9 protein-coding genes and 1 tRNA gene are annotated in these 15,714 nt (G+C 65.7%); 3 read left to right on the forward strand and 7 right to left on the reverse strand.

Annotated features, from left to right (window positions below):
• Window positions 1-40: 40 nt before the first annotated feature.
• Both U1708_RS11365 and U1708_RS11370 read left to right on the forward strand, forming a co-directional pair.
• Window positions 41-117 (forward strand) — tRNA-Met (locus tag U1708_RS11365).
• A 560-nt stretch (window positions 118-677) separates the two neighbouring features.
• The gene (locus U1708_RS11370; protein WP_332745747.1) at window positions 678-800 is read left to right on the forward strand and encodes a hypothetical protein; all 123 of its coding nucleotides are present in this window, start codon (window positions 678-680) and stop codon (window positions 798-800) included.
• Between the two features lie 138 nt (window positions 801-938).
• Here the strand turns inward: U1708_RS11370 and U1708_RS11375 are convergent, their stop codons facing one another.
• The 7 genes from U1708_RS11375 to U1708_RS11405 form a co-directional block, all read right to left on the reverse strand.
• Entirely contained in the window at window positions 939-2,222 is a 1,284-nt protein-coding gene (locus tag U1708_RS11375) for a DEAD/DEAH box helicase (RefSeq protein WP_332745748.1), read from the reverse strand.
• Window positions 2,223-2,442: 220 nt separating this feature from the next.
• Entirely contained in the window at window positions 2,443-4,944 is a 2,502-nt protein-coding gene (locus U1708_RS11380; RefSeq protein ID WP_332745749.1) for a glycoside hydrolase family 31 protein, read from the reverse strand.
• On the reverse strand, window positions 4,941-6,473 hold the full coding sequence (locus U1708_RS11385) for a tryptophan halogenase family protein (protein ID WP_332745751.1): 1,533 nt from the start codon (window positions 6,471-6,473) through the stop codon (window positions 4,941-4,943). Before U1708_RS11385 ends, U1708_RS11380 begins: the two co-directional genes overlap by 4 nt.
• Window positions 6,470-8,080, reverse strand: a complete 1,611-nt coding sequence (locus U1708_RS11390; protein ID WP_332745753.1) for an alpha-amylase family glycosyl hydrolase — start codon at window positions 8,078-8,080, stop codon at window positions 6,470-6,472. The genes U1708_RS11385 and U1708_RS11390 overlap by 4 nt, the downstream gene beginning before the upstream one ends.
• On the reverse strand, window positions 8,080-9,882 hold the full coding sequence (locus tag U1708_RS11395) for an alpha-amylase family glycosyl hydrolase (protein WP_332745755.1): 1,803 nt from the start codon (window positions 9,880-9,882) through the stop codon (window positions 8,080-8,082). The genes U1708_RS11390 and U1708_RS11395 overlap by 1 nt, the downstream gene beginning before the upstream one ends.
• The gene (locus U1708_RS11400; RefSeq protein WP_332745757.1) at window positions 9,879-11,393 is read right to left on the reverse strand and encodes a tryptophan halogenase family protein; all 1,515 of its coding nucleotides are present in this window, start codon (window positions 11,391-11,393) and stop codon (window positions 9,879-9,881) included. Before U1708_RS11400 ends, U1708_RS11395 begins: the two co-directional genes overlap by 4 nt.
• 97 nt (window positions 11,394-11,490) lie before the next feature.
• Window positions 11,491-14,457 carry a TonB-dependent receptor gene (locus U1708_RS11405; protein ID WP_332745759.1) on the reverse strand — a complete coding sequence of 989 codons (2,967 nt, stop codon included), beginning with the start codon at window positions 14,455-14,457 and terminating at the stop codon, window positions 11,491-11,493.
• Between the two features lie 199 nt (window positions 14,458-14,656).
• Here U1708_RS11405 and U1708_RS11410 point away from each other — a divergent pair, with 199 nt between their 5' ends.
• Window positions 14,657-15,679, forward strand: coding sequence for a LacI family DNA-binding transcriptional regulator (locus U1708_RS11410; protein WP_332745761.1), 1,023 nt, complete (start codon window positions 14,657-14,659; stop codon window positions 15,677-15,679).
• Window positions 15,680-15,714: the final 35 nt, after the last annotated feature.

A 15,714-nucleotide genomic window follows, 5' to 3' on the forward strand; every position in this document is an offset into this window, starting at 1 on the left:
AACGTCTCATACACACCCAACGTCCGCATAGCCGGACCGTCGCGGGGTGGAGCAGCCCGGTAGCTCGTCAGGCTCATAACCTGAAGGTCACAGGTTCAAATCCTGTCCCCGCAACCAAACCTCGCAAAACGACAATCGCCGCCCTCACGGGCGGCGTTGTCGTTTGGGGCAAAAGCCAGCAAATCCGATACTCTCGCCACTACCTCCGCCTCCGGACCGTGCTCGCCGTGTGGGTAGATCGTCACACTCTCGATCAGCGTCGCAAGCGCAGCTGATGCTTCGGAACGAATAGCGACATCGTTGCGCGGAAGGACAGGGCACAGTCACTCTCTGGCTGAGGCGTTCCGGGCGGACCCGAGCGTGATAAGTTCCAGTAGCGAGACATCGGCACGTCGCCACATGTTCGCAACTCGGACAACACGGTCGGCTCGGCATGGACGAACACGCGTCCTTTGACGAAACTAATCGATTGATCCGGCGATAGCCTCTCGCGGGCGACGACCCACGCCCTTTCCCGGCCCTGTCAGGCGGCCGTTGCGACCATGCGCGCGGCAAGCTTTTCCTTTTTGCTTCAGACCTTGTGCTCGCGTGGTGGCTTGGTCAGCTTGACCTGACCGTCGCCGAGTACGGGGGGCTCGCTTGGTCGAATGGCGTGCCGTTGCAGAACGCCATTCGAGATGGTCCTGAACGGTGGGGGTCCGACCGATCTCCCGTTCCACGTCGCGCAGCCAGGCGCGCTGTTCGGCATCGCTCAGCGCGATCGCGAAGCCGCTCCGCCGACCGGCGCGGCCGATCCGTAGTACATAGTTTCTAGTCAGGCTCAACAGGGCGTGGTTGAACACATGGGTAGCGTATCAGTGTCGATGCTGCTCTGCGATATGGGTCGCGACGAGCACGAGGCTCCGGCGGACAACGACCCGCGCCCTTTCATAACCCTGTTAGGCGGCCTTTGCCGCCATGCGCGCGGCGAGCTTTTCCTCTTCGGTCCAGACCTTGCGCTCGCGCGGCGCTTTGGTCGGCTTGACCTGCTTAACCGGACCGCCGCCGAGCACGGGGGGGCGCTTGGTCGAGTGGCGGGCCACTTCGCAATGCCATTCGTGATCGTCCTGAACGGTCAGGGTCCGACCGATTTCCCGTTCCACGTCATGCAGCCAGGCGCGCTGTTCGGCATCGCACAGCGTGATGGCGAAGCCGCTGCGTCCAGCCCGACCGGTGCGGCCGATCCGGTGGACATAGCTTTCCGGCAGGCTCGGCAGGTCGTGGTTGAACACATGGGTCACCGTGTCGACGTCGATGCCGCGCGCGGCGATGTCGGTCGCGACGAGCACCTGGACGGTACCGGCACGAAAGGCGTCGAGCGCTCGTTCGCGTTGGCCCTGCGATTTGTTGCCGTGCAATGCCTCGGCCGTGATGCCCGCTTCGCCGATAAAGGCGCAAACGTCATTGGCGATGTTCTTCTGAAGCGTAAAGACGACCGCCTGCCCCATGTTAGGCGTTTGCAGAAGCGCAAGCAGCGCCGCCTTCTTGTCGGCTGCGTCGAGAAACATCACGGACTGGTCGATGCGATCGACCGTGGTCGACGGCGGTGCGATCTCGACCTTTGCCGGGTCGCGCAACAGGCTCTCGGCCAGCGCGGCGATCGACTTCGGCATCGTCGCGGAGAACAACAGCGTGTGGCGATCCCGCGGCAGCGTCGCGACGATGCGCTCGATCGGCTTGGCGAAACCCATGTCGAGCATCTGGTCGGCTTCGTCCAGAACGAGCGCTTCGAGTTGGGAAAGGTCGCACAGGCCCTGCTCGATCAGGTCAAGCAGGCGCCCGGGAGCGGCGACGATGATGTCGACGCCGCCCTCGAGCGCCTTGACCTGATGGAACTGGCTGACGCCGCCGAAGATCGTCATCACGCTCGGCTTCACATGACGGCCGAAGCTTTCGAAGCCGGCGGCGATCTGCGACACCAATTCGCGCGTCGGCGCCAATACCAGTACGCGGGCGCCACCCTTGGGCGCCGGACGGGGATCGGCGGCCAGACGGTGCAACAATGGCAGTGCGAAGGCCGCGGTCTTGCCGGTGCCGGTCTGCGCCATGCCGAGCATGTCGCGGCCCTCAAGCAGCATCGGGATCGACTGCGCCTGGATCGGGGTCGGGTTGGTATAGCCCTCTTCGGCTAGCGCCTGCAGCAAGAAGGGCGCCAGCGAGAGATCTGCGAATGTTGTGGTCATGGTACGCGGCGCCTCCAGCGCTGAGCTAGGCTGCGCCGGATAGGGCTTAGCGTATTGCGAGCGCGCGCTGGTAGGTTTTATGCTGCACTGCGTCAAACGAAAAGCGGGCAGTGCCGATACGTCGTTGGACGCAGATTAACGGCGTGCCGTTGCCGCGCCGGTCGATGGTGCCGAGAGGGCAGCGGTGCAACGCAACGCTGCCCTCTCGGCACCCGTTCGACTATGCCCCCGCCCCCTCCAAAAGAAGCGTGCTGGCAACGCGTGCAGGTGGAACGACGAAGGTCGACGTTCCGGCGGCCTTGTCCTGGACGACGGCGACGCTCTTACCCTTGGATCGTGCGACGCCGGTGCCGTTCCAGCCATGGACGGTGACGGCGATCGATTTCCACCACGGCTTGAAGCCACCTTCGGGCTTGGCGAAGTCGATCGACAGGCCGTTCGGCGTGATTGTGCAGCGCACTGTCTGGCGGAAATAGCCGCGGCGGGTGTACGCCAAGGTGCGGCCGTCATCCTCGTAAAGCGTCCCCGTGCAGTCCGCGCCGGGATAGACATCGAGCCGCAGCGGGCCGTTCGGCGTCTCGCTCGTGCTCTGGACGAGCGGCTGGCGGGGCAGGATCGTGCCGGCGCGAACGAACACGGGCAGGCGATCGAGGCGCGGCGTTTCGGTCACGCGGTCGCCGAGCGTGCGCGCGGTCGGCACCGCCTGGGTTGCTGACTGGATCGGACCGGCTGCGGTGGGCTCTGGCGTTCCCGCGCGCTGTCCGGTCCAGTAATCATACCAGCCACCGGCGGGTAGGCAGACGTCGTAAGTCTGCGGCGATTCCGGCTTGGGCGGCGGCGCGATCAGCAGCGACTTGCCGAGCGTGAACGCCATCGACTGGTCGCACGACGCGGTCGCGGCGGCGGGATAATCGTAGAACACCGGCCGCATGATCGGATCGCCGAACCGCGCATTCTGGTCCGCCAGCGCGTAGAAATACGGCATCAACCGATAGCGCTCCTCGATGAAGCGGCGGCGGATCGCGAGGTGGTCGGGGCCGTCGACCCAGGGCTCGACGCGAGGGGTGCCGGTCGCCGAATGGTTTCGGAACACCGGCGTGAACGCGCCGATCTCGGTCCAGCGCGTGAGCAGGTCCGGGCTGGGACCGCCCGCGAACCCGCTGACGTCGGCGGCGCTGTAGCCGAAACCCGACAGGCCGAGGTTGATGATCTGCTGCACCGACAGCTTCAGATGATCCCAGGTCGCGCTGTTGTCGCCGGTCCAGGTCACCGCGTAACGCTGCCCGCCGGCATAGCTTGCGCGGGTCATCACGAACGGGCGCTCGTCGGGGCGCAGCTTGAGCAGGCCGTCGAACGTCGCGCGGGTGTTGAGCATGCCGTAGACGTTGTGCGCCTCGCGGTGATCGGTGATGCGGGCTGCGAAATCGTCGCTGTCGATGCGGTGGCGGGTGTCGAGCGGCATCGTCTTGGTCGGCGTCTCGAAGATCGCCGGCTCGTTCATGTCGTTCCAGAAGCCTGCGATCCCGGCGTCGAGGAACCCCTTATACTGCGTGCCCCACCACGTCCTTGCCGCGGTTTTTGTGAAGTCGGGGAACACCGACGGCCCCGGCCAGACCGGCGCGACATAGGGGGTGCCATCGGCATTCTTGATGAACGCGTCGGCCTTCATCCCGCTCTGGTAGGGCGCGTAACCCTGCTCGACCGCGGCGATGTGGAGATCGGTGATCGCAACCAGCTTGATCCCGTTCGCCTTCATCTCGGTGGCGAGCTTGGGCAGGTCGGGAAAGGTCTTGGCATCGATGGTGAACGGACGGTTGCGATCCTGATAGCCGATGTCGAGCCAGATCACGTCGGTCGGCACGCGGTCGCTGCGCAGTCGGGCGGCGATCTGGCGAACCTCGTCGGCGCTGCCATAGCTGTAGCGCGACTGCTGATAGCCGAGCGCCCATTTCGGTGCGAGCGGGGCGTGGCCGGTGAGGTCGGCATAGCGTCGCGTGACCTCCGCCATCGATGGCCCGGCGATGAAATAATAGTCGATCGGGCCGTCGGGGCCGCCGAACGAGAGCGTCTCGGCATCGCGGTGGCCGAAGTCGAACCAAGTGCGATACGTGTTGTCGAGCAGGATGCCGTAGCTGCCCCCTGCGCCGCCGCTACCGATGAAGAAGGGTATCGACTTGTAGATCGGATCGTCCGCGCTGCTGAACCCGAACGCGTCGGTGTTCCAGTCGACGAAGCCGTGGCCGCGGCGGTCGAGACCCCGCGTCTTGTCGCCGAGGCCGTAGAAATGCTCCGAGATGGGCAGCGTCTTCGAGATTGCGAACGCCTTGCCGTCGGTCGCGACGGGGGCGGCGTCTGCGGAGATGATCTTGCCGTCGAGCGTCTCGAACGTGATCGCGCCGCCGGCACCGACGCGTACGCGGACGCTCGCGGTGGCGAAGCCATCGGGGGCCGCGGTGACGGCGACCTTCTGGTGGCGGATCGCGGCGGGAACTGCCCAGCTGGCGTCCTCGGCGAACACGCCGTTCTTATCGACGCGGACGCGGATCAAACCGTCGGTCATCGCGGTGATCCGCGTGGTGGTCGTGCCGACATGGACGTCGATACCGTCGCCCCGTGGAGTCAATGTGGGCGCGGGTGCGGCGGTCGCTGCGGGCGTCTGCGCGTAGACGGGGGCGCTGCACACGCCAGCGGTGGCGGCGAGCAGGAGGGCTAGGCGTTTCATACGGTATCCTTGTGGTCCGCCAGATGGCGGAGGCGAGAGGCGTGCGACCCGAAATTCGATGCGCAACGGGTCAGGAAATCGTCGATCTTGAGCAGGTCGATGGGATCGATATCGGCGCCGGGCGAGGTAAGCCGCGCGGCATCGGGAAAGGTGCCGTAACCGGCGAACAGGCAGTGCCAGCTGATCGCGGAATAATAGCGGCCGAGCCCGGCACGATCGATCGCTGCGACCATGTCGGCGCCGGTGAACCAGGTGGACATGAGCATCTTCAGGTCGTCGGACAGGGCGTTCACGCCGCGCGCTTCCGCCCAATAGCCGGTCGGATCGTCGTGGCGCTGGTTCAGCCGGTAATGCGCGACGATGTAGTCGCGGACGCCGTCGTAGCGCGCGGCGATCCGCGTGTTGAACGCGGTGCGGACCGCGTCGGTCGCGCCGCCCTGATCGACCATGTCGAGGAACGCTTCGACGGTGGCGATGACGAGGTGCAGCGCAGTCGCCTCGAGCGGTTCGAGGAAGCCTTGTGCCAGACCGACCGCGAGCGCGTTGTGCGACCAGCTGTCGCGGACGCGACCGACGCGCATCTTGAGATGGCGCGCTTCGCCCGCGTGCGCGCCGACATGTGCGCGGAGTTCGGCTTCGGCCTGCGCTTCGGTCAGGTGGCGGCTGGAATAGACGTAGCCGTTGCCGTTTCGACTGGTCAGCGGGATGTGCCATGCCCAGCCCGCCGACAACGCGGTCGCGCGCGTCTGGCTGGGGATCGCCGCATCGGGGGCGTGCGCAGTCGGCATTACCACCGCGCGATCGTTGAACAGCGCGTCGGCGTAGCTGACGAACGGCACGTCCAGCGCGCCGAAGATCGTGCTGCGAAACCCGCTCGCGTCGACGAAGACATCGCCTGCGATGCGCTCACCGTCGGTGTCGATAAGCGCCGCGATGTCGCCGGTTTGGGCGCGCTCGACGCTAGCAATCCGGCGCTGAAGGTGGACCACTCCCAGCGTCTCGGTAGCGTGCGCGGCAAGGAAAGCACCGACCTTGTACGCATCGAAATGATAGCCGTAGCTTACCTCGAACGGGAAGTTCGCGGCAGGCTGCGGCGCGCAGTGCGCGGCGGCTAGGCGAGCGGGGAGCAGGAACCGGTCGGGATGTGCCTCGACATCGCGCCCGGTCCGCCGCGCCCGCGCATTGTAGAAGAATTGCGGTGCGGTGTGGCCGTCGAGCGCAGTGGGGAAGGGGTGAAAATACTGCTCGTGCCCGGCGCGGTCGGACCAGCCTTCGAAACCGATCCCGAGCTTGTAGGTCGCATCGCACGCCGGCATCCATTCCGCTTCGGCGATGCCGAGCGTGTCGAAGAAATGCTTCAACTGCGGCGTCGATCCTTCGCCGACGCCGACGATGCCGATCTCGGGGCTCTCGACCAGCGTCACGCGGACGCCGCGATCACTCCAGCGGTGCGCGATCAGGCACGCGGTCATCCACCCGGCGGTGCCGCCGCCGAGGATGACGATGTGCTGGCCGCGCCCGTCAATCACCGCTGCAGCACCAGCCCGGACAGCGGCGGCAGCGTCGTCGTCCCGGCGCCATCGGTCGCAAACAGCATGGCGCCGTCAGTCATGATGCCGGTCGGCCAGCCACGTGCGTCGTCCCCGAGATTGAACGCGCAGAGCAGCGTCTTGTCCCCGGACTCCCGCTCGAACGCGATCACCGCATCGTCGCTGTGCACGATCCGCAGGCTACCTACCCGCAACGCCGGATGCGCCTTCCGCGCGGCGATCAGCGTCCGAGTCCAGTGCAGCAGCGACGTCGCATCCGCTTCCTGCGCGTCGACCGCGATCGCGCGGTGGTCCTCGCCGAACGGGAGCCACGGCTCGGTGCTACCGAACCCGAGATCGGGCGCCGCGCCGATCCACGGCATCGGCGTGCGGGCGCCGTCTCGGGACAGCGTCAACGGCCAATTCGCGATCGCTTCCGGATCGAGCAGGTCGTCGAACGCAATGTCGACCTGCGTCAGTCCCAGTTCTTCGCCCTGGTACAGGAAAATGTTGCCGCGCAGCGCGACGAGCAGCAGGATCTTCATCCGCGCGAACGCATCGCGCTGGTCGGGCGTCGTCCAGCGCGAGATCGCGCGCGGTGCGTCGTGGTTCTCGAACGCCCAGCTCGGCCAGCCGAGACCCGGCGTATCGGGCCAGTTGCCGACCGCATCGACGATTAGCTCGGGCGTGAGTCGGTCCGCGTACAGGAAGTCGAAGCCGTAGGCGCTGTTGAGCCGGCCATTACCGCCAGTGAACAGCTTCATCTCGCGGTCGCTGTCGTCGCCACCGACTTCGGCGACGGTGAACCCGGCGCCATATTCGTCGAGCAGCGCGCGGATCCGCTCGATGAAGCCGACGATGTCCGGATGGCTCTGGTTGTGTAGCTTCAGCTGGAAGTCGAACGACCGCGTCCGTGCGCGATTGGTCGCGGGTGCCGGCGGATTGTCGGTCAGCGCCGGGTCGTGCATCGCGAAGTTGATCGCATCGAGGCGGAAGCCGTCGACGCCGCGATCCAGCCAGAACCGCGCCGTCGCGATCAGCTCGTCCTGAACCGCGGGATTATGCCCGTTGAGCTGCGGCTGGTCTTTTAGGAAATTGTGCATGTAATATTGGCCGCGTCGCGCGTCCCAGGTCCAGGCGGGGCCGCCGAACACCGACTGCCAGTTCGACGGCGGCGTACCGTCGGGCTTGGCATCCGCCCAGACATACCAGTCCGCCTTGTCGCCGCCGCGCGATGCGCGGCTCTGTCGGAACCAGTCATGCTCCTCCGAGGTGTGCGAATAGACCTGATCGATGATGATCTTCAGGCCGAGCGCATGCGCGCGCGCGATCAGCGCGTCGAAATCCGCGAGCGTGCCGAAGATCGGATCGACGTCGCGGTAATCCGACACGTCGTAGCCGAAATCCGCCATCGGCGAGGTGAAGAACGGCGACAACCACACCGCGTCGACGCCGAGGCTGGCGACATAATCGAGATGCGCGGTGATACCCGGCAGGTCGCCGATCCCGTCGTCGTTCGAGTCCGCGAAACTACGGGGGTAAATCTGATAGATCGTCGCGCCCTTCCACCACGGGTGGTCGGCAGCGTCAGGCAATCGTGCAGGCATCAACGGGTCTCCGCAGCGCAGACGGCATAGCCGAATGCGGGCAGGGTTATGGTGACGCTGCCGGGGGCAGCAGCGCGGGACGCACATTTGCCGGCGAGCGTAGCGAAGCGCGTGGAGCCGATCTCGACCTGCACCGCCTGCGTCAGCGGCTTGGCGGAGGTGTTGAACGCCATCAGGATCTCCGCACCCGTCGTCGGATCGAAGCGCGAAACCGCGAGCAGCCCCGGTGTCTCGCTGCGGCTGCGGATGACCGTACGACCCCGCGTGAGCGCCGGATGCGCAACACGGATCTTCGACAGCTCGGCAATCTGGCGGAACAGCGGATTGGTCTCGCCAAAGCTCTCCGTCGCGGTCGTCTTGGTCGTGCCGAGCAGGCGGTTGTCGTTGTAGATCGCGACCTTTGACGCGAACATGTCCTCGCGCGAGTCCTGATCGTTACCGTCGCCGACGAAACCCTGTTCGTCGCCCGAATAGATCGTCGGCACGCCGCGCAACGTCAGCAGCATCGCGTTCGACAGCAGCACGCGCTTCAGCACTTCCTCGTCGGACGCCTGCGGGAACGCCTTCCGCACGTAGGTGGCGAAGCGGCCGTCGTCGTGGTTGCCGGTGAAGGTCGGCAGGATCGCCGCGGTGTCGACGCCCTTCGCATACAGCACGTCGCCGTCGAACAGCGCCTCGAAAGCATCGGTACCGCGCGTGCCGGCGACCGTCTCGACCACCGCCTGGCGGAACGCGAAGTCGAGCACCGCGGGCAGCTTGTCGACGACCGTGTGCTGCGCGAGCGCCGCCGGACGGACCTCGTGATCGGACACCTCGCCGAAGATATGGAAGTTCGGGATGCCGTTCGCCTGCGCGCGCGTCAGCATCGCCGGCACGAACTGCGCCCAGAATTCGGGGTTCACGTGGCGCGCGGTATCGATGCGGAAGCCGTCGACCTTGAACCGGTCGATCCACGACCCGAAGATGTCGATCATGCCGCTGACGACGCGCGGGTTCTCGGTCATCACGTCGTCGAGCCCCGAGAAATCGCCCATCGTCGAGCTCTCGTTCATGAAAGTCGTGTCGCCGCGATTATGGTAATAGATCGGGTCGTTGAGCCACGCCGGCACCTTCACGGTCCGCTCGGCCGCCGGCACGTACGGCGTGTAGGCATAGGTCGTGTCGGTCAGCTTCGCGAAGTTCGCCGCGGTCCGCACGTCGTCGCCTACGAACCCGCCATTGATCGCCTTGCCGCCGACGCCGCCCTTGCGCTGGTACGGATAGGTCGCGCGGTCGCGGTACGGGCAGGGCATGCCGACCGAGCATTCGCGGTACTGGATCACGTCGGCCGTGTGGTTGATGATGATGTCCATATACACCTTCATCCCGCGCGCGTGGGCAGCGTCGACGAAGGCGGTCATGTCGGCGTTGGTGCCGAGATGCGGGTCGACCTGCGTGAAGTCGGTGATCCAATAGCCGTGATAGCCTGCTGACTCGTGGCCCGGCGAACCCTGCACCGCCTTGTTCTTGAAGATCGGCCCGAGCCATATCGCGGTCGCACCGAGATGCTGGATATAGTCCAAGCGCTTGGTCAGGCCCTTCAGGTCGCCGCCGTGGTAGAAGCCCTTCGCGGTCGGATCATAGCCGGTCTTGAGGCGGTCGCCAGCAATCCCGCCGCGATCGTTGCTTGGTTCGGCATTCTCGAACCGGTCGGGCAGGACGAAATAGATCACCTCGTCCTGCGGCGCACGCGCGCGGTAGTCGACGGGCGGCACGGCGGCGGCGCCGGACAGCGCGAGCAGGATGGCGGCGGCGATGCTCATGCGCCGAGCCCTGCCGCCGGTGCGCAATGCTGCGCGACGAACGCCGCGTGATCCTGCATCTGCGCCACTTCGCGCGCGTTCAGCTTGTCAATCGTGTCCATGAATTCCCCCAGGTCGCTCGTCGATATCGCGTCCGCCAATGGATGGTGGCCCGCCGGTATGATGCCTTGTCCCGCCAGCACCTGAAGCCAGCCGACTTCGGTGAACAGCTCCTCATGCTCGCGGACGATGTGGCCGTTGCCGCGCCACAATTCGATCTTCGCGGCGAGCGTGTCGGGCACCGCCATGTCGCGGCACTCGCGCCAGAACGGTGTGTCGTCGCGCTCGGTCGCCTTGTAGTGGAGGATGATGAAGTCGCGGATGCGCTCGTATTCGAAGTCGCTCTGGCGGTTGAACTCGGTGCGATCGGCGTCGGCGATGACCCGGCCCGGCAACAGCTTCAGCAGCCGCGAGATCGCCGACTGAATCAATTGGATGCTGGTGGATTCGAGCGGCTCCATGAATCCCGCCGCCAGCCCGAGCGCGACGACGTTGCGGTTCCACATTCGCTTGCGGCGGCCGGTGCGGAACGCGATCGTGCGCGGATCGGCCATCGCGGGAGTGTCGAGCCCGGCCAGCAACGTCGCGGTCGCCTCGTCCTCGCTCATGTGTGCGCTGGAGAAGACGACGCCGTTGCCGGTGCGGTGCTGCAACGGGATTCGCCACTGCCAGCCGGCGGCATGCGCGGTCGAGCGCGTGTACGGCGTGAAGTTTTTGCTCCGTGCCGACGGTACCGCGATGGCGCGGTCGCAGGGCAACCAGTGCGTCCAGTCCTCATACCCGGTGCCGAGCGCCTCTTCGATCAGCAGACCGCGAAAACCGGTGCAGTCGATATACAGGTCGGCGGCGACGGACGTGCCGCTTTCCAGAACCAGGCCGGAGACGTCCCCTCTATTGCCGTCGCGCGTGACGCGGACGATCTTGCCCTCCATCCGATTGACGCCGCGGGTCTCGGAATAGCGCCGCAGGTAGCGCGCATAGAGCGCAGCATCGAAATGATAGGCGTACGGCATCGACGGCAGTGTCCGTGCAGTACGAGCCGACCCCCGCTGCATCCGCCCGGCAAGCGCGGCTTGCGTGTTGAGCGAATAGGCGCCGAGATCGCCAGCGAGCCCCAGCGACCGCGCGCGCAGCCAATATTGGTGGAACGGCAGCAGGCCGACGTCACGCCCGACATCGCCGAACGCGTGCATGTAGCGATGGCCCGGCTTGAACCAATCGACGAACTCGATGCCGAGCTTGAACGTGCCGCCGGTCGCGCGGAGAAACGCGTCCTCGTCGAGCCCTAGCGCATCGTTGAACAGATGGATCTGCGGGATCGTCGCTTCGCCGACTCCGACCGTGCTGATCGCGTCGGACTCGATCAGGTCGATCTCGTATCCCGTCTCCAGGAACCGCGCGAAGGTCGCCGCCGCCATCCAGCCGGCAGTGCCACCACCGGCGATCACGATACGCAAAGGGTGATTGGCCATGGTTTACGTCCCCGCTTCGAAACCGTCAGGTGCCGCCATTGCGGAGCAAATACGGGGCGGCGTGAACCGCCCCGCCATCGACATCAGAACTTGCCCGTTAGAACTTGTACGTGATGCCGACATAGTAGTCGCGACCATAGCGCTGGTAGTCGATCACCTGGCGCTGGTCGCCGTTCTGGTAGGTCACGAACGGACGGTCGGTCAGGTTCTTCGCCTGCGCCAGGATCGCGAAGTTCGCGAGCGGTCCGCTCTGGAACTCATACCCGATCTGCGCATCCAGGATCCCTTCCGACCGCGCAGTGCGATACGTCGGGGTGGCCGACAGACCGGCGACTTCGGCAAGGAAGCTCGAGCGGTAGCGATAATTCGCGCGCGCCTGGAAGCCCCATTTCTCGAAATAGATCGTGCCGCTGCCGGTCCACTTGGACAGGCCGGGCAGGGTGATCGCCTCGGTCGGGTTGCTGCCGTACTTGATCGTCGACTGCGTATAGTTGCCGCTCGCGAACATGCCGAACCCGTCGAGTGCGGACGTGATCGCCTTGAACGGCAGCGACAGCGTGCCTTCGACGCCCAGCACTTCGCCGCGGCCGGTATTGTCGGGCAACGAGACGTTGCCGATGGTCTGGCCCGCCGCGATCACCTGCGCCTGCTGCGCCGCAGTCAGCGCCGGCAACAGTGCCGAGAAGTCGTAGGGCAGCGAGTTGTTCGGATCGACGAAGTCGGTGAGGTGCTTGAAATACCCCGACAGCGCGACATAGCCGCCACCGCTGAAATACTTCTCGAACGACAGGTCGATGTTGGTCGACTGATAGGGCTTCAGATTGACGTTGCCGCCGGTCGACGTGAACACCGGGAACAGGCCGGCAGGCGTCTGGCCGATGTTGGTCAGGTTGATGGCGACGTCCTGCGTGATGCGCTCCTGGTCGAGGCGCGGGCGCACCATGGTCTGCGATGCGCCGACCTTTACGAAGCCCAGCGGGATCAGTTCGACCGACATCGTCGCGGACGGCAGGAAGTTGGTGTATTTCACCGACTCCTTCACCGGTGCGATCGTCACCGCGCCGCCGACGACGCTGGCGATCTGGCCGGTCGAGCTCTGGTCCGAATGCACCACCTGTGCGCCGATCGAGCCCTTCAACGGCTTGTCACCGACCAGGCCGTCGATCGTGACCTTGGCATAGCCGGTCCAGATCTTTTCGAGCACGACATTGTCGCGAACCAGGGAGGACGGACGACCGTCGAACGCTGCGTTCAGCGAATTATTGTAGAGATACAGCGGGTCGAGCGTCAGCATCTGCGGGATGCCGAGATAATCGAGTGCGACGTTCGAGCCGAGCAGCGCCTCGCTCGGCACGTTGCCGCTCAGCGGCGAACCGCTTGCCACGGTGCAGTTTGTGCCGCCGCCGGTCGGGCAAAGGAAATAGGAGGTGTACGCGCTGGTCTTCTCGCGCTGGCTGTAGTTGCCGCCCGCTTCCCAGCCCTTGAGCACGCTGTCCGAGAACTCGCCGTTGAGGCTGGCGCGGAGCGACTTCAGATCGTCCTTGAAGCTCGGCCGGTTGAGGAAGCCCGACTGGACGACCTGCTGCGTGCCGTTGTTGCCCCAACCCTGCGGGTCGGTCAGCTTGAAGACGTTGGTGTCCGTGTAATCGAGCGTCGGCGAGAAGGTGTAGGTGCCGTTGCCGTTCTGCTTCACGGTGACGGTATCCGCCGCGCCGCTCTTGGCGAAGCCGGTGCCGGTGTTGGTCTCGAGCAGGAAGTCGGTGCGATCCGCACGGCTCCAGCTCGCGTCGACGTTCAGGTGGATCGTGTCGGTCAGCTTGAGGTCGTTGTTCCAGCCGAACGAGTAATTGTCCGCCTTGCGCTGGTTATAATCGTTGCGCTGTACCGCGAAGACGTTGCTGAACGTCGCGCCGGTCGCGAAGCCGTCGGCGACGGTCACGCCGGAAACGGTCGTGCCGCCGGGCGCGGTCGGCGTCGTCAACTGACCAGCCAGCGGGAATTCGATGCCGCGCAGGATCTGCGTTTCCTCGAAGTGCGAATACAGCGCGTCGAACGTCGAATGGAAGCCGTCGGACGGCTGCCACTCGATCGTCGCGACGCCGCCATAGCGCTTCAGTTCGTTCGACTGGACATAGGGCTTGGCGCCGTTGACGAGGAACGGCTCGGCGGCGGTGCCGGTGCCGCTATAGCCCCATGCGTTGTAGCGCTCGTTCTGCGACGGCGTCTGCGTCGCGGACACGCCGATCGCGATGCCGAGCGTGTCGTTGGCGAACTTGTCGACATAGGTCGCCGACGCGCGATAGCCGTAGCGCGTACCGTCGGGATTGAGCTTGTCTATGCCGTTCATCTGGCCGCGCGCGCTGATCGCGACGATCCGGTTGGGCTGGTCGAGCGGACGCAGCATCCGCAAATCGACCGTGCCGGCGATACCGGCGGCGATCAGCGATGCGTCGGCCGACTTGTAGACGTTGACGGTCTTGAAGAACTCGGACGGATATTGGTCGAACTCGACGCCGCGGTTGTCGCCGGTCGTCACCTGTTCGCGGCCGTTGAGCAGCGTGGTCGAGAAATCGGGGCCGAGACCGCGGATCGACAGGCGCTGGTCGCGGCCTTCGAGACGCTGTGCGGTGACGCCCGGGAGGCGGGCCAGCGAATCCGCGATCGACACGTCGGGCAGCTTGCCGATGTCTTCGGCGGAGACCGAGTCGACGATCAGGACCGACTGGCGCTTGATCTTGGCGGAAGATTCCAAGCCGGCGCGGATGCCGGTGACGACGATCTCGTCCCCGCCCGCCTCATTCCCGCCTGCGGCATCGTCCTGCGATGCGGTGGGCGCGGCATCGGCGGGCTGCGGCGTTGGTGCCGCGACGGTCGGGACCGCATCGATCTGCGCTGGTGCGGTCGGATTTGCGTTCGGCGTGCCGGGGATCGCCTGCGCGAACACGGCCTGTCCTGGCAGGATCAGCGCGGCGGCCAGTGCGGTCGCGCTGACGCGGAGCGCGAGGCGGCTATGCGCGGAAACGCCGGTCGTGGCGCGCGCGCGGCACGGTGCAAAATTGCTCATGAATACCCCTTTGGCGGGAATGATCCCGCGCATCCTCAATGACTTGTGTCGGTAGCCTCGACGTCGTGCTTTCGCGTCGATTGTCGCAAGACGGCTATATTTCGGGTCGGGGCGTTGCAAAAGGGACGGGCATACGTATTCACTGGTTCATGCAGTCCCTGTCTCTTTTGGACCACTTTCGCCCGACAAGGCTCCGGTAATGGGCCGCCGACCGACCTCGTTCGACATCGCGCAATTGGCGGGCGTGTCGCAGCCGACCGTGTCGCGTGCGCTCCGCGGATCGAAGTCGGTCAACGTGCAGACCCGGCAGCGGATCGAGGCGATCGCGCAAAGCCTGCATTATGCCGTCGACAAGCACGCGTCGTCGTTGCGGAGCCAATCGGCGAACACGCTGGCGCTCCTGTTCTTCGAGGAGCCAGCCGAAGACGAGTCGACGATCAACCCGTTTTTCCTCTCGATGCTGGGGTCGATCACGCACGCCTGCGCCCGCGCCGGCTATGATCTGCTGATCTCGTTCCAGCAATTGTCGGGCGACTGGCACGTCGATTACCAGGACAGTCGCAAGGCCGACGGTATCATCCTGCTCGGCTATGGCGATTACGAAGCCTACCGCGCCCGGCTCGACCACCTGACGGAACAGGGGACCAAGGTCGTCCGCTGGGGCGCGGTCGGAACGGGGCCGGCGGGGATCACGGTCGGCTCGGACAATCGCGGTGGTGGCGAAGCGGCGACAGCCCACCTGATCGCCCGCGGCCGGCGGCGGATCGCGTTTCTCGGCGCGGCGGATGGACGGTATCCCGAACTCGAAGATCGCTATCGCGGGTATCTGGACGCGCTCGCCGCCGCCGGGATCGAAGCGGACGCCGCGTTGCAGGTCGACGCGATCACTACCGAAGATGCCGGACAGGACGCCATTGCTGAACTCGCGCGTCGCGGTGCGGACTACGACGCGATCTTCGCGGCAAGCGACAGCATCGCGATCGGCGCGATGCGCGCGCTGGCGACCGCGGGGCGATCGATCCCGGACGACGTCGCGATCGTAGGCTTCGACGATATCGCCTCCGCGCAGCTGACCAACCCACCGCTGACGACAGTCACGCAGGACGCGCGCAGGGCAGGGGAGGCATTGGTACGCACCCTGCTAGCGAAACTGCGCGGCGAAGAGTCCAACGACGCGCCGCTGCCAACGCATCTGGTGGTGCGCGCGAGCAGTGGTGCGTAACCAGGACTTCATCTCTCCCTCTCGCGTTAGAAGAG

The organism is Sphingomonas arabinosi (assembly GCF_036663715.1).
In the GTDB taxonomy this organism is placed as follows: Bacteria; Pseudomonadota; Alphaproteobacteria; order Sphingomonadales; family Sphingomonadaceae; genus Sphingomonas.